The sequence below is a fragment of the Streptomyces sp. NPDC058664 genome (genome assembly GCF_042716635.1).
Taxonomy (GTDB): Bacteria; Actinomycetota; Actinomycetes; order Streptomycetales; family Streptomycetaceae; genus Streptomyces.
This window is the reverse complement of record NZ_JBHXRW010000072.1, coordinates 1-20,238: the sequence shown is the minus strand read 5'-3', so window position 1 is coordinate 20,238 and position 20,238 is coordinate 1. Positions and strand designations below refer to the sequence as shown.

The window sequence follows — 20,238 nt, the reverse complement described above, 5'->3', positions numbered from 1 at the left end:
GTCGCACCCTCCAGGCGGTAAGTAGTAATCACTCATGCGAGCATCTGGCCTTCCGTGTTAGATGGAGCGGTCAGGTAACGGCAGGCCGGCCACCGCCGCGCCAGGAACCCCTCCGCTGTATTTCTCGTTAGGAGTTGGGGAGCATTCTTCCGCGTGCTGTTCATTGGCAGATACGAATATGCATGGGGCCGCGCCGCTTCCTCCGTATGGAATAGGAAGACCGGAAAATACGACCGTCAAGGGGCAATTCCAAAATGAATACAGGCGGAGGAGCGAGCGATCACCGCCAGTTTCGCTCGGTCGGAAACGGACGCTACGACCTCCGACACGCATTGGGAAGCGGCGGCATGGCTGCCGTGTATTTGGCCGCCGACACAGTCCTGGACCGGCTCGTGGCGGTCAAGATCCTGCATGCAGAACTCGGCCGCGAGCCTTCCTTCCGCGAACGCTTCCGCCGCGAGGCCCAGGCAATTGCAAAACTCAACCACCCGAATATTGTGTCGGTCTTTGATTCGGGTGAGGATACAGTCGACGGTGACGTAGTCCCGTACATCGTTATGGAGTACGTCGAGGGTAAGTCGCTGCGAGATGTCCTTGAAGAGGATGCTTCACAGCACGGCGCAATGCCGGCAGTAAAGGCTTTGAAGATTGTTTCCGAAATTTTGGCAGCACTCCAAGCAAGCCATGAGATGAGCCTCGTACATCGAGACATAAAGCCAGCAAACGTAATGCTGACAGGCCGAAACGTTGTCAAAGTCATGGACTTTGGCATCGCAAGAGCCTTGCAATCTTCATCATCCATGACTCAGACAGGGGCCGTGATTGGCACACCTCAGTACCTCTCACCTGAGCAGGCGCTCGGCAGAGAGGTTGACGCCCGTTCTGATCTGTACTCGGTGGGCTGTCTTCTATTCGAACTGCTAACGGGCCGGCTGCCTTTTGATGGGGAATCTGCACTGGCCATCGCATATAAACATGTCCAAGAGGAACCACCCCTCCCTTCGATGTTCAACCCGCAGGTGACCCCGCCGCTAGACGCGCTGGTGAGTCATGCACTGCAGAAACATGCTTCCGCTCGCTTCCCCACTGCGGAAGCCATGCATCAGGCAGTCACCGCCGCCATTACCGTCAGCAACACAGTTACGCTCCCGGCAGCAGGCACCGCGCACATCAACACCGGTACGCCTGCCTACTACAACAGCAACGCCAGACAAGTCGGTTGGGATCCTGGCACTGCCGCGCAAAGCACTCCCCCAGCGCTGCACTACATGCAGCCCCAGGCCCCATCGGGCGTGGAGAGAGCAGCCCCACGCACCCCTACTGCTTCTGCGAATTGGAATCACGCGCCTTCCTTGCCGCCGCACACCTCTACCGCACCTGGTGTGCCACGACAACGACGCAAGCGGCACGCCGCAGCAGTGGCCGGCACAGTGCTGGGTGTCTGTGCCCTCGCTGGTGCAGTGGTCACGATCATCCCCGAAAATCAACGCACTCCCACGCCCGAGGCCGGGGCAGTCAGCAGCGCACCTCCCGTTACTGGAACCCCCCCGAGCCCGCTTCAAAGTGGTTCAATTTCGCCATCACCTAGCCTTCAAGACGCCCCTTCGACGACGCCAGCTCCCAGCACAAGCATCCGGAAGGGTGACCCTGCCCTGACGATGAAGCCGTCGGACTGTATGGATCAATTCAACTTCTCCGACGGCCAGGTTTCCGTGCCCTTCTTTAAGCTCCACCACATCCTTTCTGTTCGCGCGTGCGCTCGGGCAGGCGGCTGGACCTTGGTCGAGAAGGATTTTAACGAAACTATCTGGGGCCAGGGCATCGTGGTCAACCAAAGCCCGTATTCCACGCTCGTTAAAGCGTCAGAGAAGACTGTCACTATCTGGGTTTCTACCGGGCATGCCTAGCCGTTTCGCTCGAATCGTGTTCCGTTGATCCAATGAGCCGTTTTCATCCTGAATAGCTGCAGGTCAGTAGCGTGTGGACGGCTTGGACGACTGTTCCGATGCGGCGGGTGGAGCACCGGGCTCGCTTCAGTAGCCGCCAGGACTGTTAGATCGACCGGCAAATGGTGTGCAGGGCTGCTCCACGCGAGCCTGGACGCAAGGCAGGCACGAGCCTGAGTGATCATGGAATTCTTGACGCTCAGTGATCACCTGGAGGACTCGTGCCTGCGGTCCCGTCATGCCTTCTGGAACCCTTGTGGGACCAATTCGCCGCTCTGCTGCCTGTGCGGAGCGAATACGCCGAGAGTCATCCACTGGGCTGTCATCGGCGACGGGTTGCGGACCGGACCGTCTTTGAGCACGTCGTGCTTGCGCTGGTCCACGGATCCGGCTATGAGCGCATCTCCACTCCCGGGTGTTCCCACCGGACCATCCGCCGCCGTGTCAGGCAGTGGGCTGAGCTGGGGATATCCGAGAAGGTGCACGCTCTCGCGCTCGAGGCCTACGACCGAATGATCGGCCTGGGGCTGAGTGAGCTCTCGGTGGACGGCTGCATCACCAAAGCCCCGTCGGGTGGTGAGAAGGCCGGACGGTCACCGGTCGACCGGGGCAAGCAGGGGTTGAAGCGCTCGGTCGCCTCCGATGCCTGCGGAGTCCCGCTCGGGATCGTCTCCGACGGCGCCAACCGCCACGACTCACCCCTGCTGGGACCGACCCTGGAAGCCGCGAAGGAGCAGGTCGGTGCGCTTCCAAAGGCCGTGAACGTCAACCTCGACCGCGGATATGACAGTGCGAAGTCCCGTGCGCTGATCGCTGAGTTGGGATTCACGGCCGAGATCGCCCGCAAAGGCCTGCCGGCCCCGATTCAGGCCGGCAGGCGGTGGGTGGTCGAACGCACACACTCGTGGATGAACGACTACGGCAAGCTCCGGCGCTGCACGGAAAAGAGCGGAAGCACCGTGGACTTCTACCTCTATCTCGCCGCCACACTCGTCACCCTCCGCATGCTGATCCGCCGAACAACGAACCGTTACCGTTGGGACGGCCGCCCCACCACCCGACGCCTCAAGTGACCCATTTGCCGGTCGGTCTAAGCTGACTTTGGTGGACACCCCTGTGCCGGGGGGCTGTGGACAGGGCCGTTTTTCTGCGGGGGACGGTTCTGTGCCCGGGCCTCTTGCGGATGAAGCCGTTTGGCGTACGCGGAACCGTCTGTGCCCGGCCTGTGCGTGCGGGATGCTGGGCCCGGCAGGACGGTGCGTATCGGGAGAGGCCGGGAAGTGAGGGCGGCGGTGGGAGACCTTCTGGCGGTGGCGGCGGTGCGCTGTCATGTCTGCGGCCGGGCTGCCGCTGTACGCTCGGCCGGCAGCACGGTGCGCTGCCCGGTGCAGCGGGGTGGCTGCGGGGCTTGGGTCACCGTGCCGGCCGGCTCCATCCGCCCGCCGGTTACTCTCGTCTGCCGTGCCTGTGACCACACCTGGGCGTCCCAGGCCAAGGCCGGCAGCACCGTCCGCTGCCCCGCCTGTGTCTTTACCCCCAGCGCATCTCCGCCGCCGCCGGCGCCCCCCAGGCGTCTGTCCGGCCCGCCCCCGCCGCAGCGCCGCCGCCCTGGTCTGCGCAGCGAACCGTCCGGGCCGGCCGCGAAGACCAGGAAGGCCGGGAAGGCAAGAACAACGCCCAAACGGGCGCTGGGGTCTGGAACGCCAGGAGGCCCTCCACCACAAGGCTCCGGACAATCCGCGCCCCACACCCCCGTCCAGCGCTTCAGCAGCACACAGGGAGAAAAACCTCCCGGCAGTGCCGGAAAACAAGCCTGCCGTGAGCGTGGGGACTGGCCGGGGCCGGATGGCGGCCCCGGCCACCCTCCAGCGTCGCACGAAAGCCGCCGTCTTCCTCAAGACGCTCGGCAGCATCCTGCGCCTGCAGGTGAATGCCGCGCCGGGACGCTGCGAGGTCACCGATCCGGCCCGGGCCCCAAAAAGCCGGCTGTGCGGCGAGGCAGCGGAGCGGATCGTGCAGTACACCAACCAGCGCGGCCACCTCCTCGCCGTCATCCACACCTGCACCCGGCACGCCCCGTGCCTGCGGTACATGGCCGCCACCCGCCCCGGTACGCGGGCCACCGTCCACGCCCGCCCCTGACCACCACCCCGGCGCCACCCGCTCCAGAGCGTCAAGGCCCAGCGAGACAAGTGAGGACCGGCTCCGGTTCGGGGTGTGGGGCCGCTGTGCCGGGCTGCGCGCGGGTTTCGGGGGTGCGCCGCATCGTCCCGGCCGTGCCCTTCTTCAGCGCCGGGTGAGGCGTCCGGGATCCCGTGTTGCCTTCTGGCCCCCTGGGCCCGGCCGCGATGGGAGGCGGTCAGTGGCGCAGGACGGGCGGGGTGCGGGGGGACGGGGGTGTGCGCTGCTGGGTGAGGGTGCGGTGCAGGTGGGGGTGAAGGCCGGTGAGGCGCAGGCTGATGTGGGCGGTGTGGGCCTGGTGGGTGAGCTGGTGCAGGGCGCGCAGGCCCGTCTGGTCGCAGAAGGTCAGGCCGGCCAGATCCAGGTTCAGGTGGCGGGGGCGGGTGCTCAGGGCGGTGGCGGCGGCTGCTTGGAGGAGGGGGACGGTGGCGAGGTCGAGTTCCCCGGCCAAGCGCAGTTCGACGGTGTCGCGGTACCACAGGGTGTGGGTCCGCAGCAGGTCTTGTGCCCGCATGGCCGCCTCCGGTTCCCGATAAGGCCGGGCCAGTTCTCTTCCCCCCTTGTCTTCCCGGGCTCCAGGGGGTGGGGGGTGTGTCCAGGATGGCAGGTGTGGGGTTACGCGGCGTCGAGAGTGGCCCAGTGGTCGATCAATCCGTCGGTGTCACAGCCGGTGCCGGCGCAGTCGGTGAGGGTGGTGATGATGGCCTCGCCGCGGCCGTGCTCGTCCTCGGGCCGGCAGGCGGCCCAGCCGCCGGTGGTGGTGGCGGGCCGGGGTCCGCCGTCACTGACATGCACCTGGACCTGGCCGGTGTCGTCGGCGGTGGCGTGCAGGTGCAGGACGACGGGCGGCAGAGCATAGGTGACGGCGTTGGTGACCAGTTCGGAGATGACCAGCAGCGCATCGTAGACCTGCTCGTCGTCCAGGCCCCAGGATTCCAGGATGGGCTGGGCGGCGTGCCGGGCGGTGGCCGGGGCCAGCGGGCCGTGCTCGAGCGGCAGGCCGAAGACGCGCTCACCGGTGGCGACGGCTCGCAGCACAGGCTGTGGGTCGGCGGGGGAGATGGTGGTGGTCGTCATCGGGATCACTGCCTGTCCAGTGGGGCCGGGTGGATGCTGCCTTTTCTGCTGCTTCCAGCACACTCCCCTGGAGCACGGAAACCCTGAGCAGTCAATACCCAAATCCGAAGAAATCGGGCACCGGGTATGCGGTGTGAGGTGGGAGTGATACGCCCCGTGCGGCGCGGGTGTGCGGCTTCCTGCCGACGCCGGGAGGCGGGCGGCCGCCAAGAGACGGACCGCGGTGACCGGGACGGGAGAAGGCGGTGGCCCGCCGTGTGCAGGCCTCTGGCCTCTGCTGTGCGGCCGGTGCGGGCGCGGCTGTTTTCATCCGGCAGGGAAAAGAGGCTCGATGCGCCGGCAACCAGGGGTTGCTGTCCATGCCGGCGCATCGAGGATGAGGTACGCGCTCAGGTAACACGTGCAGTCGGAGGGAATCGACTGTCCTCACCAGCCGCCTCACAGGAGTGGATCTCCCCACAGGCCCTGCACCTGCTGGGCGGCTCTGTGAACCACGAAACCCTGTCCAGAGAGCTGCAGAATGAGCAGTCAGTACTTATCAGGGCGCAGGTCAGCGCACCTGCCCGGCCCTGCCCGGGCGGGTGCTCCGGTGCGACCAGGACCGCGACCTGTGCCCGGCAGCGGGAAACGCCTGGTAAGCGAGCTGGCGCAACGCGCATAGAACCACTTTGCCGTAAGGACGGGGGCAGGTCAGGACGAATAATTGGAACGGTTCTGGTGTGTTGTTCGTACTCTGGTGTGGTACGTCCGTGTTCGCGGTCCGGACGTGCTGCGGCGGCCTTGTACTGCTGTCCCGGCAGGGCAGGCCCGCCGGCGCGGGCCCGTGCGCCGGGACCCCGCGCATCCGGGCCCCACCGTTCACGATCCCGGGCGGCGGGGCCCGGACAACTGACGGACAGCGGGTGATGGGCGTCGCGGGTTTTTCACTGCGGGGCGTCATCTGTCTTCACCGGCGCGGTGCCGCCGATGGTGGGCGGTTCTTAACCGCAGGTGCCGCCCGGCTGGTGAACAGTGGTGTCGTTTCCCGGGTAAGACGGATGACGCCCGTGTGGCACCGGACCGGTCACCGGTACGTCTCGGCGGGTGCCCGTAGCCCTGGCCCTCACCCACGTCCTGGCGGTGCCCACACGTGGGCCCGGCGCCCCGCGCCGGGCCGTCCTGCCCCCGCTCCGCCCCGGCCTCGGTCTCCTCGCTCGGGGGTCCGGCGCGGTGGCCGGCCTCCTGCTATTCGGTGGTGGTTTTTCAGTGCTTCGGTGTTTCGTCTTCAGTGGATGTTGTGTCGTGTGACCTGCGGGGTTGTGGCCTTGCTGAAGGCGTGATGCCGGTTTGCTGCTGAAGAGCGATGCCGAAGTAAGGGCGGGTTCGGTGCCGGGCCTGCAGGCGGCCTCTGCGCCGTTCTGAGCGCTTTCCGCCCCACCCGGGTCTCCCATGGGGGTGGAGCCGGGAGGTGCTCGGCTCTCAGATCGCCGCACAGCGCCGGGCGGTGTCCTGGGCCGGCTGTGGTGCACGTCCTGGTGGTGCTGCTCGTTCCCCGTGATCCTGGTCGGCTTCCTCGCCCGGGCGGTATCTGGCGCGGGGGCCGGCACCCGCGCCCCCGCATCCCCCTCTCCCTCGGCTGCGGGGGCTCCAGAACACGTTGCGCCCCCGTACCGGGGGTCGCTGCGTTGGGTACGGGGGCGCCAGGGAGACGGATCAACGACCAGTCGGCCCGACCTCCCACCAAGCACGGTAAGGGCCCGGCGAGGCTGCGCCAGCGGCGCGTCCTTCGTTGGAGGGGTTGCGGCACGCGAATGAGTGACGGCTGTGCAACGTGGGTGACGAGCGGGCTCCGGGCCGCCCCCGCAGGTGCGCTCCGGGCTGTCGTTGGTCAGTTCAAGGCTCAGCTGCGCAGGTTGGTTGAGTGTTACGCAGATTCACTGATCGCCGACAGGGGGAGGGGGTGGGTCTACCAGCTTTCCGTGTCGCCGTCGTGGTGGTCGCGGAAGACTTCGGATCCCCGTCCGTCCCGGGGGAGGGGGATCCAGTTCATGCAGAGCAGTGAGGCAAGGGCGACATAGCCGCGGTCGGTGAGCTGCTGGTCGACCGCGCGGGGCCAGGCGCCGCCGGCATCGAAGCTGTCACGCACAGCGGCGTCGGGCCGTTCCAGCAGGAATACCTGCCAGTCTCCCCGCCGGGTGGGGTAGGCCACCGCGTACAGGGGGGCCGCGCAGGACCGGACCGCCTCAAGGACCTTAGGATCCCAGGCCTGGAGAGGGGCTGTCAGGCCGGGCAGGGGGTTCCGCATGAACACTCCCAGAGTTCACGGTCAAGATGGGTAAGCCAGGACCGTATATCCGGCGGGCGGCCGCAGCGGTCATCCCGGGCCGCAAGGCCTTGATTCCGGTGTTTTGTCCGAGTGGCGAAGCCAGGCTCTGGGAGGGGCGGCTGAGGCCCGGTGCCCGCCGGGATCCGTTTCCGGTGACAGGTCGTGCTGGCCTGCTGCACAGTGCCGCAGCCGGGGTTTTCGCTGGAGGACCCCGGCACACCCGTGCCGCACGACCGCTCATCGAATGCGGCGTCCCGGCCTGGGCGAGTTCGTGCCGCTGCCCGGGGCGCCTCGGCCTGATGCGTGAAGGCCTATTCCCGTCCGGTCCTGTGCCGGTCGCGTGGATGGTGTTGTGGCGGTAGATATGGAGGTGCGGGCCGAGCGGCTATCAGGCCGACACCGGCCGCGCCCCCTGGTCTGGGAGCCGTGGCCGATCCCCCCGAGCGTCACGGCTCCCTATCTCCATGAGGGCCGGGAGGGTGAAGGCGCGTAACGGGCGCGGGCGAGTAGATGTTGATCAGGCGGCGTGTGCCCGGATTTCGTCGTTCACCCCCAGGGCGGAATCACGCACCCCGCACGGCCTCGGGGGCCCGCGCCTGGTCCCCGAGGCCGCATCCCCCATCCTCTGTGGCCTCGTCGTACCGGCTCGCGGTGCTTGGTGTGGGACGGCGTCGCGCTCCATGGCCAGGCCGCCCGCGCGGACGCGACCCGGCGGAAGGCCGTCCCGCCCTGTCAGCTACGTGACGGCGCCTCTGTGCTCTCTCCTCACACGCGTCAGGCGAGGGGAGAGCACAGGGGCGTGATGCGGGCCTGTGGTCAGCGGGTCTGCTGCTCGACCGTCGACTTGAGCTCACGCAGGAGTTCGGTGGTCTCCTGCTTCTTGCTCCAGTCCGCGGGAGCGGACTTGACGTTGGACTCGATCTTCTTGACCTTCTCCGCGGCGTCCTGCATGCCGTGCGGCATTTCCGGCATCTACGTCACCTCTCAGAACGGCCGGCTGCCGACTGCAACCAGCTTCACAAAAAGTAAATATCATGTGAAAAGTCTTAGATGCCTGATTTGGCGCGTGTTCTGGCGGCTCGCCCCGAGGCGCTGGGCGAGATGTACTTCCGTGACCGTGACCGTGACGGCGGCCGCGTCCACGATCTCCTGGCGATGTGCCGTCTTCGTGTCAGGGGGAGCTTGTTCGCCACGGTTGAGTGGAGGAACCGTGTTCCTGCTGTTCGCCGGCCTGTGGCTGGTGCTTGTCAGTGACATGGCGGTGGTCCTTCACGCCCTGGCGGCGGTCAGGGGGAGGCCATTGCCGGATGGCTCACTGCCGCGAGGACGCCGCATCGCACCCCGGGGTGGCGTCACTGATGGCCAGTGCTAGGTGCGGTGGGTGTAGTGACGCCTGGCCCAGGCGGGAAGGGCGAACCACAGGGCGATCAGCCAGGCGCTGATGCCGGCGCTCGGCCAGGCTGCGAGCGTGCCGTCGAGGGCCACCCGCAGCAGCAGGAGCAGGGTCAAGATGGTGGTCACGGCAAGCAGTGCGAGTCCGGTTTTGGCCATCGGGGAGGCGAGTCTCACGGTCTGGGGCTTGATCCGGCGGCCGGCCACCATCCGGTGCAGGGAGACTGGTCCGATGAGAGCTCCCGCACTGGCCGCCCCCAGGGTGACCGCGGTGATGTAGAGGGCACGGTCGGTGTCGCCGAGGTTGGTGAAGGCGGGCTGGAACACCGCGATGAGCAGGACACCCAAAAGGATCTGTATACCGGTCTGGGCCACCCGCAGCTCCTGCAGCAGGTCGTCCCACATCCGGTCCGCACGCTCCTCGGCCGTCTCCTCGCGCCCACGCCGCTGGAAGGGAAGATCAGGAGCGATGCCCCCGGTGCCCCTCGCCATGGCGCACTCCCTCGCCGCAATCACCCCTGTGAAGCCATATCCCATAATTGGTGATGAATAAGCGATTCGAGACGATATCGGCACGCTCTGTCGTGGAAACCGCCTACCCTGCAGGTACGCGTCTCGGATGCCCGGGAGGTACGCCGTGGCCCGCAGCCACCGCTTCCACCTCGACGTGCACGGCCACTCCGTCACCGTGCACACCCACCACGCCGCCCGTGAGACCGAGTTGCTCGTAGACGGCAAGGTGGTCGCCTACCAGCGCACGCAAACGGGACATTGCAGACCCGTGATCACGCTCACCGCCGAACTGCCCGGCGACCCGCCCCAGCCCTTCGACGTCACTCTCCATACCGGCAAAGCCACCGGGCAGGCCACCACCTGCGTGCTGGTGATCGCAGAGCGCACACTCCCCATGCCCGAAGCGCCACTGAGCCGAGCCGGAACCACCCCGCGCACAAGGCCCCGACCCTCGCTGCGCGCGGCACGCAGATTTCTGTACGGCCTCCTGCGAGGCACCCGCCGCCGATAGCCGCAGGAACAAGTAGTCGGCGCGCCGCCTCGCCGGAAGCTGCGGTTGCACAGCAGGTCACGCCGCCGTTCCGGGATCCGTCGTAAAGAAGGCGGCGCGACCCGGGGTGCGACCCAGGACGGCACCCAGGGTGAGACTCAGGACGGGACTCAGGGTGCGACCTCGACACGCTCCACTGCCGGGCAGCGTCCCGCCAGCCTGCCCCGACGTCGTGAGAGTGCCTGTGCGCCCCTGTGGCGGCTTTTCGCAACGGCGGGGGCCAAATCCCCGGGTGCATTCGCCTCCGCCGGGCGCGCACGGTGGCGTGTGCGCCTCTACGGTGCCCGGGTGGACTCATACGCGGGTTGGCGGCGCGGTTGCCGGAACCTGACCTACCTTCAGCGCGAGCTCGTCGACCGTCTGGCCGTGCGCGCCGAGCTCCTGCGTTCCGAGGCTGGCCGGGACGGCGAGAGCCTGAGCATCCGCGACGCGGTCGCCCTGGCCGCCCTCCAGTTCGGCCTCCACACGCCCGCCGACGCCAACGGCTGAGCCCGGCCCCGCCCATCAGCGTGTCCTTGGTGAGCGGGCCGGCCTCGCTCACTACCGAGCCCGTGGTGAGTGGCACCCTGTGTGGTTCACGGGCTGTTGTGTCTGGTGGGCGTACGTGCTGTGAGTCTGTGAGGGACTGTCCACGGTCCGGTCCGGCGGTGCGCCGGCCACGTCCTGCGTGGTGCTCGTGGCCCGTCCGGGCCCTTCCTCGTGCGGGGTGGCTGTGTCGGGGCCGGAAAGTGGCGTACAGAGCGTCGCGTTCCAGGTGTTCGCATGAACCGCGAGGGAGCCCAGAGGCACGCGCAAAACCTCCAGGCTCTCTTCCATTCTCCTCCTGTCCCACCGGGCCGCACCGGGCATTCGTCCGCGTCCCCGCGCGTTCCGGCTCGGTGGTGAGCGGGGCTGACCTTGCTCATCAGCGTGTCCGTGGTGAGTGGCGTTCCTGTGTGGTTCACGGGCTGTTTTGCCTGGTGGGCGGGCAGGCTGTGAGGGTGTGAGGGACTATCCACGGCCTGGTCCGGACCGGACGCCGGCCACGTCCTGGCGGGTGTTCGTGGCCCTGCTCCTCGCTCTCGTCCTGGCGGTGCCCGGCGCGGGGCCGGCGCCCCGCGCCCGCGCCGTCCTGACGGCCGCCGGGGGTGTTTCATCCCGTCCCATCGACAACCAACGCGTCGTCTTCATACTCGTCTTCAGAGCTGCTCAACATCTCTCCGCGGCAGCTCCCGGCCACTTCGGTCCCGCCGGGCCGGTTGATACCGTCCGCCACCTCGACGGACGGCCGAAACACACCGAGACCGTCTACGGCATCACCAGCCTGCACTCGCATCGGGCCGGCCCCGCCCACTTCGGCATCTACACGCGCAGGCACTGGAGCATCGAAAACTGCCTCCACCACGTCCGTGACGTCACGTTCGACGAAGACCGCTCACAGGCCCGCACCGGCAACAATTCCCCGCACGATGGCCACCCTGCGCAACCTCGCCATCGGAGCCCTCCGCATCACCGGAGCCACCAACATCGCCGCAGTGATCAGCCGGGCGGCCATGCGGGGGGCCTTGGGCCGGATCAGCTCGGCGAGTCTGCGGCGGCCGGCTTTCCGCAGAGCATTCGGGGATTTGTACCGCTCGAGGAGCCAGGTGACGGCGGGGTGGTCCAGACGCGGGCCCAGAACCCGCTCGAGGCTGGGGTGGAACTGGGTCAGCAGGCCGCGTATCCGGTTGCTGGTGCGGGTGGCCTCGGCCGCGAGGTCCTGGTCGAAGCCGGTCAGCACGGTGAGCTCGGCGGTGATCTCGTCTGTCAGCTCCAGCGACCGCAGCGTGTGCGGCATGGTGCGGGCGGCGTCCGCGATCACTGCCGCGTCCTTCGCGTCGGTCTTCGCCTCGCCCGGATACAGGTCAGCGATCCGCCGCATCGCCAGTCCGGGCAGGTAGGCGACCTTGCACCCCGCATCACGGGCGACGGTCAACGGCAGAGCGCCGATCGATGCGGGCTGGTCCACGATCACCAGGACCGTGCCGAACTTGGCCCTGAGCTTGTCGAAGACGACCCGCAGCTTCGGCTCGCTGTTGGGCATCGGCTTGTCGAAGACCTTCTTCCCTGCCGGGGTGACCCCGTGGCCGTGATGGGCCGTCTTGCCGACGTCCATCCCGAGGAAGACGCCCACGCCTTCGATGTCGAACATCGCGCTCTCTCCAGGTGGTTGACCATGCCGGCCTCGGCAATGGCACCGTGCTCGCGCATCCACGTTATGCAGACCTGCCGCCCGCGTACTGTTCGGCATTGCGCCGGACCGGACGGTGGCCGGCTCTCTCATCAGCGTCTGTGACGGCACCCCACAGACCCGGCGACACCACCCCCCAGGTCATCCATCCGACAGAGGGGACACAGGCATACCGGGCCCGGAGGCCAGCGGCCCCATTGCGGAGCCACGAAGACGATAACGGGGGTGTGATTGACGGTTGCCTCGCCGGCAAACCGGTCTGCCTCTTGCGGCACAGCCATCAGAAGCCTCCGCAGAAGCGACGCCACCAACTGCGCCGCTGGACTTTCTGGGGCGGCCGGCTCAGCATGCCATTCGCTCACAAGGGCCCCTGAAGTGGGGTACGGGTTACTCACCCCGGCTGATATCGCCATGGATACTTTGAGGCCCTCAGAGGTTTCTAATCGAAGGGGTTCACGGTGAAGTTTACGATGAAGAATCGAAGCAACCCTCGAAAGTGGAGTGTCAAGGCGGTGGCGGCAGTGTCGCTTCTCGCAGGCACGACGCTTGCCTTCGGTACGGGCACGGCCTCGGCTTATGACTTCCCCGTTGAAAAGCCCTATTCCTCGACGGTTTATGTGAAACCCGATGCCGTGTTCAATCAGGGCTGGTTTTGCCCCCTCGGATCGACACTGGTCGGCACGGGGAAGCTGACTCCAGGTTCAGGTGTCATCACGCGCAACTACAGTTTCGAGCCAGCCTATGGCGAAAGAGGACCCGGCTTCAGCGTGGATGTCATCAATACGAGCAAGACCGAAGCTTCAAATATTAAAGGCGACTATACATGCAGCGTTCCCAGCATCCTCGTCACGAAGACTGTGAATCTCCTCGGGAGTAAGTTGGGGCCTTCGCAGCCTACCTCCCTTAGCGAGAATGTGGTATGCCCGGCAGGAAAGCCAGAAGTGATAGAGGGATATATTACTAAGGATTTCGGGGTGACTGCGACGAGGGAATATTTTACACTTGTAGATATCGCGGACCGAACCGCTCAGGATTACGGGATATTCCACCTCGAGAATGCCAATAGGCTGGGTGCCACGTATGATCTGGCAGTAAGGTGTTCGGCTTGATAGCTGGCGTACCATCAGAGAATCGCTGAATTCTTTCCAATCTGGCTGCGGGGTTGAGTTGTTGGCCATTGCGGCTACATCGAACGGCGAAGCTCCTGGCGGACATGGGCACTCAACCAAGACCGCCCATGTCCGCCAGGAGCTTCGCGCGCTTGTCTATCCGGCGGCGATTGATCTGCCCAACGCGCACCTGTGGCTACCTCGCAGACCGGTAACCCGTAACCGCCCGGGTCGTTGTCGAGCGGACCGTTCAGGCCCCGGCCGGTCCGGGCGCCGGCGGACCACCCGCCGCCCGCCGCCTGTCCGTCCCGGCCCCGGCCGGTCCTCGCGCGGTACCGCGTGCACACGTGCACAGGGTACCGCCGTGCTGTGATCTCTCGGTTTTGTGACAGTGAAGTGAGAGGCAGCGAAGGCTTGTGCGTCGGAGCAGGTCAGCGTCCGTTTCCCGAGTGGAGCGTACTGTCGTGAGCGCGAGAGATCGCGGTGACTCCACTGCCACGGGGTGGTATCCGTGCAGGTGGCGCACTGACACGAAACCGAAAGATCGTTTTCAGCCGCCACTACTGTCCGAAGTACGTCAGCAGCTGCAGGTGGCACCCGTCGAGTGACGTTACTCACATAGGCCATTAATCGGACAAAACGGGTTGGCGTCTGATGAAAGAACGCCTAGGATCCGAAGATCGATGCGTCCTCGCCCATGGCCGAGCGCGGTTGGATGCTGAGGCGCCACAACAGAATACGGAGTAGTACATGACAAACCCCACGAGCGACGACGCAGACCCCTGCGTGTGCGGATGGCCCCGGCGCTACGAGCGAGTGGAAGTGCTCGCCTTCACTGAGAAGCGGACCTACGCCCTCGACCTCCAGCCGTGTGACAACCCGGTTTGTCCGAGGCGCGAAAACGCAGACGAATAGTTCCCCAGTAGCGAGTTCCCCCAGGTGACCTGCACAGCGTTGCGCCCCAGGGCGTCAGACATGGGTTCCCGGGGCCTCGCTTCTCGGTCCTGCCGGCGCTCTGATCGTCGTTTGCCCCGGTCGCGTCCTGGCGCGAGACGCGCGGTGATCCGAAGGGGCCGACAGGATCCGGGCTGCCGAACAGGCGAGGCCCCAGACTCCGCAGAGTCTGGGGCCTCGCGCACAGGACCTGGACCAGGAGTGGTTCGGGCGCTACGCGTACCCGGTCCGTTTGCCCTTACGTATGGCGCTCGGGCAACGGCCAGGTCCTCGTCCGACGCCTCGGGGCGAGGAAGTCGCCCGGGTCAGCCAAGGCCCACGTGCACTGCTGCGCCGCCGCCCTGCCGAAGAACGACGGCCGCAGCGCCCTCGCCGCAGTTGTCCTCCGCGAGACCAACCGGCGCCTGTCTCTACCGGCCACCGGCACTGTCCAGTGCGTCCAAAACCGTGCCCACCCCGTCCGAGCGCTCTCTACTCGCCTGGACCGCCTCACCGAACTCCTCCCGGTCACCACGTAGGCACACGAGGAAGCGGCCTAGGACAGCGAAGGGCCCCGGGCGCGTCGTGCGCCGGGGCCCTTCCCGCTCACAGGATGGAGCGGCCTGGTGGACTCACCAGCCGTCGGGCGCGCTACCCACCCACGCGCTCGGCTGCCCTTCGCTATTGCGGCCCCAGCGCGGCTCCTCCAACAAGGTCTCGTGGGCGTCCTCCAAGACGCAGATCCGCTCCCAGCGACCGTGCCTGCGCCCGGACAGACCCCGGCCAGCCGGCCCGCGTCGCCGTCGCGCACGGCCTCGTCGTACCGGTCTTGGAACGGCTGGAGACGGGCGCACAGCTCCTTGCCGAGCTCCGTCTTCGCTGCCTCCACTCGGGCTTGCGCCTCCTGCACCCCGAGTCGCCCAGCGCGCCCGGGGTCCTGTCTGCCGGAATTGCTTGCTCTCCGGCTGGCTCCGGGCTAGAGGATGACCAAGTGGTGCGCGGACGCACTCAATCTGTGGCAATCTACTTTCCGTTAGGGGGATCAACTGATGACCGAATACGTGTGCACCGCATGCCCCTTCCAGGCTGCCGGTCTCGAAGAACTGCAGCGGCACTCACTGGAGACCGGCCACGTCGGCATTTGCAAGAGCGAGGCCCCACCAGTTGGAGGCAAGCTCTCCAAGCTCACTAAGCGTCTGGTGGCAGTTCAGGGCGCGACTCTTACCGCCCTTGGAGCCTCCATCTTGGCGTGCACGTACCTGTACGCCAAGTGGCAGGATGCGGAGGCGGAGAATGCCTACCTGAAGTCACCCAGCGGCGCAGGCCGCAACCTCAAGAGCCATGACAAGAGCCGCGACAATGAATGAGCTGGGCGCGGGCGAGTCGGTTGTGGAGGATCTCCCCACCGATCAGCAGCGACCTGGTGACGTGTGCGTGCCCGCGCTGCCGGTAGGCGCTATCGGCGGTGGAGACCAACACCTCCAGCGCCCGGTCCACACCGCCGTCCCAGCCCTCACCGTACGCGGTGCCGTGGGCATCCGGGGCGCAGCCGTCCAGTTCCTTGACCCAGCAGTGCGCCCGGGCTGACGCCGAGATCTACGGGTCGGACGTGGTCGGTTTCGACAAGATCGGCAGTACTCCCGAGGAGAAGGCCCGCTGAGCGTTCATATCGCCTCCGGCACGAGCCGCCCGACGCCCGTGCCGGAGAAGCGTCGGGCAGCACGTGAACTGTGAGCACAACCCGATCAGCAAGACCCCCGCTTGCTGTGGTGCTGCCTGCGGTCGAGAGCTCCCGCATACGTAACTATTGCGCCCAGCCGATGCCGAGGTGGGCGAGGGCGACGAGTTGGTCTAGGTGGAGCCGGTCGCGGCGTTGCTTCTGGTTGACGATCCATACCCCGGTGCGGTGTTCGATCCCGTCGGGGAACTGCTCGACGTGCGCCCGTCCGGGCAGGCCGCCGCCTTCCCGCTCGCGGTACTGGGCGAGAACCTGGACGGCCTTCTGGAACGCCTCGGCGCCCCGCCCGGACCTGGAAGTCGTGCCGATCGTCGCGGCCGGGGTACGGGCCCGTACGGGCTTCACTCCGAGTTCGGCCAGGCGCCGCTGCTGCTCCTGGTGGAGCCGGCCTGTGAACGGTCACGTAATTCCCCAAGGCTACGATCACGTAATTCCGCGCGTACGTTCATGCCCACTGCATGCCCAGTTCCGCGAGGGCGCCCAGTTGGTCGGCGGTCAGTCGGTCCCTCCTGGTTTTGGTGTTGGAGATCCATACGCCGAGTTTCACGACCGCCGGCTCCGCCTGGCCGTCGACGGTGATCTGTTCGCTGTGACCGCGGGGTACGGGCCGGTCCGCGCCTTCTCGCTCGACCCACTGGGTGAGGGCGGCCAGGCCGCGCTGGAACGCCGCCTGTGCCATGGACGGCCCCTTCGCCGCACGCGGGGCTGCCGGGGCGGGAGCCGGCGGCTGGTCGGGCTGCACGCCCAGCTTCGACAGCCGCTGCTGCTGCTCGGGGAGAAGCTGCGTCCAGGTGCCTGGGTTCTTCTGCCGCTTCAGCCACTTGCCGATGTCGTCGCCGTCGAAGACCACGCCGGGTGCGATGGCCGGCAGGATGCCGTCGGCGTCGACCAGGTCGGCGAGGACGCGGTAGTGCCGCTGCCAGTCCAGCGGCCATGGGCAGTTCCAGTCCTCGTCGATCGCGGTCAGCTGCTGCGCGCGTACGGTGGCCCGCTCCGCGTCCTTGCCCAGGCCGCCCTTGCGGCGCAGGTTCGCCATGTGCTGGCCGACCGGGACCATCGTCTCGCCCTCGCCCCATACGGCGTCCTGACGGGGCGCGAGGTGTCCCATGGCCCGCCGGTAGGACCGCAGCGCGGCGAGCTTGTTCTCCCACGCTTCCTCGCCCGGCTCCCAGACCATCCCGGCCTCGGACGCGTCCAGCAGCACCTTGCGCCGCTCCTGGAGCTCACCCGCCCGCAGCGCCTTCCTCTGCTGATGCACCCACCGCCCCAGGGGGAAATCCTTCGTGACCCCCACCTCGGTCTCCACGTCGTAGGGCACGGCGTAGAGACCGGTGATCTCGTTCTCCGCCCGCCACCGCAGCAGGGCCTGATAGCCCTCCAGCCACACCAGCGACTCGGGCCGGTACACCCGGGTGCGCAGGAACGCCGCGATGGTCGCCGGGTCGCGCGGGCTGGAGAAGTGCAGCAGGACGGCTTCGGCGGCGGCCTGCGTGCCGTCGTCGTCCTGGTCCTCGCCGTCGCCCTCGCCGCCGGCCCGGACGATCTGCCCGTTCTCGTCGCGCTGGATGTGGACTTTGCGCTTGCCGCTGGTGAGGGCGCGGGAGGCGGGCTGCTCGACGAGTCGTTCGTCATGACTGCGGAGGCCCTGGAGCACAGCGACCAGGCCTGCATACGAGGAGGAGGCGACCATGTCGGTCGGATCTTCGCCGGGCTGCAGGAAGACGGGCACGATGATCCTGGCGACCTTGGTGCTGCCGTCCTTGTTGAGGCGGAGGGCGCGGCCGATGTTCTGCACGATCTCCACCTGGGAGCCACGGGTGTCGGCGAAGCAGACGGCCTCGACTCCTCGTTCGCCGGTGATGTCGACGCCTTCCCCGAGCACGCGAACGCTGGCGAGGAAGGCGCGGTGCACCCGGCGCCCGGCCGCGTCGATGCCGCCTGCGAACTGCCGCAGGACCTCGCGCCGCTCGGTGACGAGGTGGTCGCCGCACAGCCACGCCGACCACACCCGGTCCGGGGGTACGTGGCGGCTGGCCTCCAGCTCGTAGAACTCCGCGTCGATCGACGACGCGGGGAGCTTCTCAGCCTTCGCCAGGTCCTCGTCGGAGGCGTCGTTCATGTACAGCTCGGCTGCAGTCTCGGGCAGCTTCTCCGCGAACGTGGCTGCTTCCTCGACCTTCTGGTGGAACGTCATGACCGTACGCAGGTTGTACGCGGCGGCGTGCTCCAAAAGTGCGGTCTGCAACAGGGCCAGGCGCCGGCCGCGCCGCGCTTCCTCCGACTCCCCGAGGGCGGGGGAGGGGTCGCGGATCTCCAGCACGTCGATCTCGAACCCGGCGAGGATTTCCCGCTCGATCGCCTCCGACAGCCCGAGCTCGGCGAGCCACGCCCCGTACGTACCCTCCGGGTCATCGGCCATGGTCGCGAGCTCCGCCTCCTGGCCCTCCGCGCCCTTCTGCGGCCGGGCCGCGGCGAGGATGCGCGGGGTGGCGGTGAGGTAGAGCCGGAAGTCCGCCGGGACGCGGGCGTTGTCGTGGATCGCCGCCCACGGCCGCCCAAGATCACCAGCGGTTCCGTGCGCCTCATCCACGATGGCGAGGTCGAAGCCTGCCATCCGCTGCCCGTAGAGCCGCTCTCCGCCCGCCAGAGCGGCCTCTAGTGGCCCGCGGACCTTCCGCTGCCCCGTCGGGTCCTGCGGGTCCTCGCGGTCCACCAGGGAGGCGTACGTGGCGAACACGACGACCGGCCCGGAACCGGCCCACAGGGCGAGCTGAATCGGGTTGGTGGTGGTGCGCACCCCCAGCTCGTTCAGCACCGGGTCGTTCTCCAGGGAGCACACCGCGACCATCCGGGCCCGGTGGCCGACCAGGCGCCACGCCTGGGCGGTCTGCACGAGCAGGTCCAGGGTCGGGACGGTGACGAGGATCCGGCCGTCCCGGAAGCACTCCCACGCGCACGCGGCTGCCGTGATCGTCTTACCCGAGCCGGTCGCTGACACGATCGTGCCCCGGGCACCCTGCGGGGGCACAGATGACCTTGCAGGAAATCCCACCCACCGACGAAACGCCGACCGCTGATCTACCTGGTGTTCCTTGAGCTGAATCGCTGACATTCCCTTGCCTCCCCTAAGCCTGAATTCCCGTGGTCTTTCAGATGGCCGCGTGCGGAATGCAGGCCGCACCCAAGTCGTTCCAGATCGACGCACCCGCCTTGTGCCAACCGCCGGGCTCCCCGGCTTTGAAGGGCGGCCTGTCGTCCGGGTCGTAGTGCCCGGCCTCGCGCGTGCAGACGACGTAGTCCCCGTCACTGTTCACCGTCCGCGCCGTGCACAGACCGCCGGCCTCACCCAGCGCCTCCAGCACCCGGCGCCGCTCCATGGTGTCCGGGTGCGTGCGCGGCAGCACGGACTCCCGGACGAACGCCTCCAGCCGCACAAGAGCGGCCCGTTCACGCTCCCGCACGTACGCGATATGTACGGCCAGCTTAGAAGCCCCCGCCGACCGGCCGCCGCGCCGCGCCCAGTCCCGGTCCACGATGCCCACCAGGGCCTCGCTCACTGCCGCAACGCCTTCGTCCCAGCCGTCCGCGAACCGCGCCCCCTGAGAGACTGGCGCCATCCCGTCCAGCTCGACCACCTCGCACTGCGCCCCGGCCTCCAGCGCCGCCACCAGGTCGTCCGCCTCAGCCGCAGGCACGCCCTGGGCGGTCAGGAGCGCGAACAGCCTCAACCGGACGTTGGTGCCCGCCGTCTGATACTGACTCACCCGCCGTACAGAATCGCTGCTCAGCGTGCTATCCGCTCCGGTAGAGTCGTGGTGACCGGTCATCTGCGGTCACCTCTCGAAATTAAGGGAGGGTTCCGGCCGGTTGGGGGATATCCCGTGTTTCCACCAACGGTACATGCTGCATCTACAGGATGCACGCGCCACACTGAAACCCACACGAACGAGCACCCCCACCCCCGTAGCCAGCCCGGCCCGCGACAGCGGGCCCAACGGTTCTGGAGGCGCAGCCGGAAGGACCGTTGGGCGGGGGAGCGCAGCGGACCCGCCCCAACCGGGCCGAAGCGAAGCGGAGACCCACTAAGCGCGGGCGTAGCCCGCGCCGGTCCGGGAGCGCAGCGAACGGACCGTCACCTCCGAAGCGCAGCGCAGGAGGTGCGTGGCCCGCGGAGCGGGCCACCAGCGCTCCCGCGGAGCGGGAGCGCAACCACCGCGCGCAGCGCGGTGGTTCGCTTGCACATCGCGCAGCGATGTGGCTGTGTCTTATACACAACTGACGCTGC

General features: G+C 67.5%; 15 protein-coding genes and 2 pseudogenes. 7 read left to right on the top strand and 10 right to left on the bottom strand.

What is annotated here, in order from left to right; translation table 11 throughout:
• Window positions 1-254 precede the first annotated feature (254 nt).
• A complete protein-coding gene (locus tag ACFWUY_RS35865; RefSeq protein WP_384119893.1) occupies window positions 255-1,907 on the top strand; it encodes a protein kinase in 1,653 nt (550 codons plus the stop codon).
• Window positions 1,908-1,950: 43 nt separating this feature from the next.
• Here ACFWUY_RS35865 and ACFWUY_RS35860 read toward each other — a convergent pair.
• Window positions 1,951-2,052 (bottom strand): annotated as a pseudogene (locus tag ACFWUY_RS35860) (IS5/IS1182 family transposase); the annotation flags it as partial.
• Window positions 2,053-2,167: 115 nt separating this feature from the next.
• Here ACFWUY_RS35860 and ACFWUY_RS35855 point away from each other — a divergent pair.
• Window positions 2,168-3,019 (top strand): IS5 family transposase, encoded by an 852-nt coding sequence (locus ACFWUY_RS35855; protein ID WP_384119890.1) that lies wholly within the window; start codon window positions 2,168-2,170, stop codon window positions 3,017-3,019.
• 745 nt (window positions 3,020-3,764) lie between these two features.
• Entirely contained in the window at window positions 3,765-4,088 is a 324-nt protein-coding gene (locus ACFWUY_RS35850; protein ID WP_384119887.1) for a hypothetical protein, read from the top strand.
• Between the two features lie 217 nt (window positions 4,089-4,305).
• Here the strand turns inward: ACFWUY_RS35850 and ACFWUY_RS35845 are convergent, their stop codons facing one another.
• The 5 genes from ACFWUY_RS35845 to ACFWUY_RS35825 form a co-directional block, all read right to left on the bottom strand.
• Entirely contained in the window at window positions 4,306-4,641 is a 336-nt protein-coding gene (locus ACFWUY_RS35845; protein ID WP_384119884.1) for an STAS domain-containing protein, read from the bottom strand.
• Between the two features lie 101 nt (window positions 4,642-4,742).
• Window positions 4,743-5,204 (bottom strand): ATP-binding protein, encoded by a 462-nt coding sequence (locus ACFWUY_RS35840; protein ID WP_384119880.1) that lies wholly within the window; start codon window positions 5,202-5,204, stop codon window positions 4,743-4,745.
• 1,945 nt (window positions 5,205-7,149) lie between these two features.
• Window positions 7,150-7,392, bottom strand: a complete 243-nt coding sequence (locus ACFWUY_RS35835; protein ID WP_384119876.1) for a hypothetical protein — start codon at window positions 7,390-7,392, stop codon at window positions 7,150-7,152.
• Between the two features lie 933 nt (window positions 7,393-8,325).
• Window positions 8,326-8,481, bottom strand: a complete 156-nt coding sequence (locus tag ACFWUY_RS35830; protein WP_384119872.1) for a hypothetical protein — start codon at window positions 8,479-8,481, stop codon at window positions 8,326-8,328.
• 396 nt (window positions 8,482-8,877) lie between these two features.
• The gene (locus tag ACFWUY_RS35825) at window positions 8,878-9,393 is read right to left on the bottom strand and encodes a DUF6328 family protein (protein WP_384119867.1); all 516 of its coding nucleotides are present in this window, start codon (window positions 9,391-9,393) and stop codon (window positions 8,878-8,880) included.
• 145 nt (window positions 9,394-9,538) lie between these two features.
• Between ACFWUY_RS35825 and ACFWUY_RS35820 the strand changes: the two genes are divergently transcribed.
• Window positions 9,539-9,925 (top strand): hypothetical protein, encoded by a 387-nt coding sequence (locus tag ACFWUY_RS35820; RefSeq protein ID WP_384119864.1) that lies wholly within the window; start codon window positions 9,539-9,541, stop codon window positions 9,923-9,925.
• Window positions 9,926-10,252: 327 nt separating this feature from the next.
• Window positions 10,253-10,453: a hypothetical protein gene (locus ACFWUY_RS35815; protein ID WP_384119859.1), complete on the top strand. Its 201-nt coding sequence runs from the start codon at window positions 10,253-10,255 to the stop codon at window positions 10,451-10,453.
• A gap of 1,027 nt (window positions 10,454-11,480) precedes the next feature.
• Here ACFWUY_RS35815 and ACFWUY_RS35810 read toward each other — a convergent pair.
• A pseudogene (locus ACFWUY_RS35810) lies at window positions 11,481-12,134 on the bottom strand (IS110 family transposase); the annotation flags it as partial.
• Between the two features lie 497 nt (window positions 12,135-12,631).
• On the opposite strand from ACFWUY_RS35810, the gene ACFWUY_RS35805 reads away from it, so the two are divergent.
• Both ACFWUY_RS35805 and ACFWUY_RS35800 read left to right on the top strand, forming a co-directional pair.
• Window positions 12,632-13,282: a hypothetical protein gene (locus tag ACFWUY_RS35805; RefSeq protein ID WP_384119854.1), complete on the top strand. Its 651-nt coding sequence runs from the start codon at window positions 12,632-12,634 to the stop codon at window positions 13,280-13,282.
• 1,982 nt (window positions 13,283-15,264) lie between these two features.
• Window positions 15,265-15,582, top strand: coding sequence for a hypothetical protein (locus ACFWUY_RS35800; RefSeq protein WP_384119850.1), 318 nt, complete (start codon window positions 15,265-15,267; stop codon window positions 15,580-15,582).
• A 437-nt stretch (window positions 15,583-16,019) separates the two neighbouring features.
• On the opposite strand, the gene ACFWUY_RS35795 is transcribed toward ACFWUY_RS35800, so the two are convergent.
• The 3 genes from ACFWUY_RS35795 to ACFWUY_RS35785 form a co-directional block, all read right to left on the bottom strand.
• On the bottom strand, window positions 16,020-16,298 hold the full coding sequence (locus tag ACFWUY_RS35795) for a hypothetical protein (RefSeq protein WP_384119846.1): 279 nt from the start codon (window positions 16,296-16,298) through the stop codon (window positions 16,020-16,022).
• A 100-nt stretch (window positions 16,299-16,398) separates the two neighbouring features.
• Window positions 16,399-19,065 carry a Helicase associated domain protein gene (locus ACFWUY_RS35790; RefSeq protein ID WP_384119843.1) on the bottom strand — a complete coding sequence of 889 codons (2,667 nt, stop codon included), beginning with the start codon at window positions 19,063-19,065 and terminating at the stop codon, window positions 16,399-16,401.
• Window positions 19,066-19,102: 37 nt separating this feature from the next.
• Window positions 19,103-19,780, bottom strand: a complete 678-nt coding sequence (locus ACFWUY_RS35785; RefSeq protein WP_384119839.1) for a hypothetical protein — start codon at window positions 19,778-19,780, stop codon at window positions 19,103-19,105.
• Window positions 19,781-20,238 lie beyond the last annotated feature (458 nt).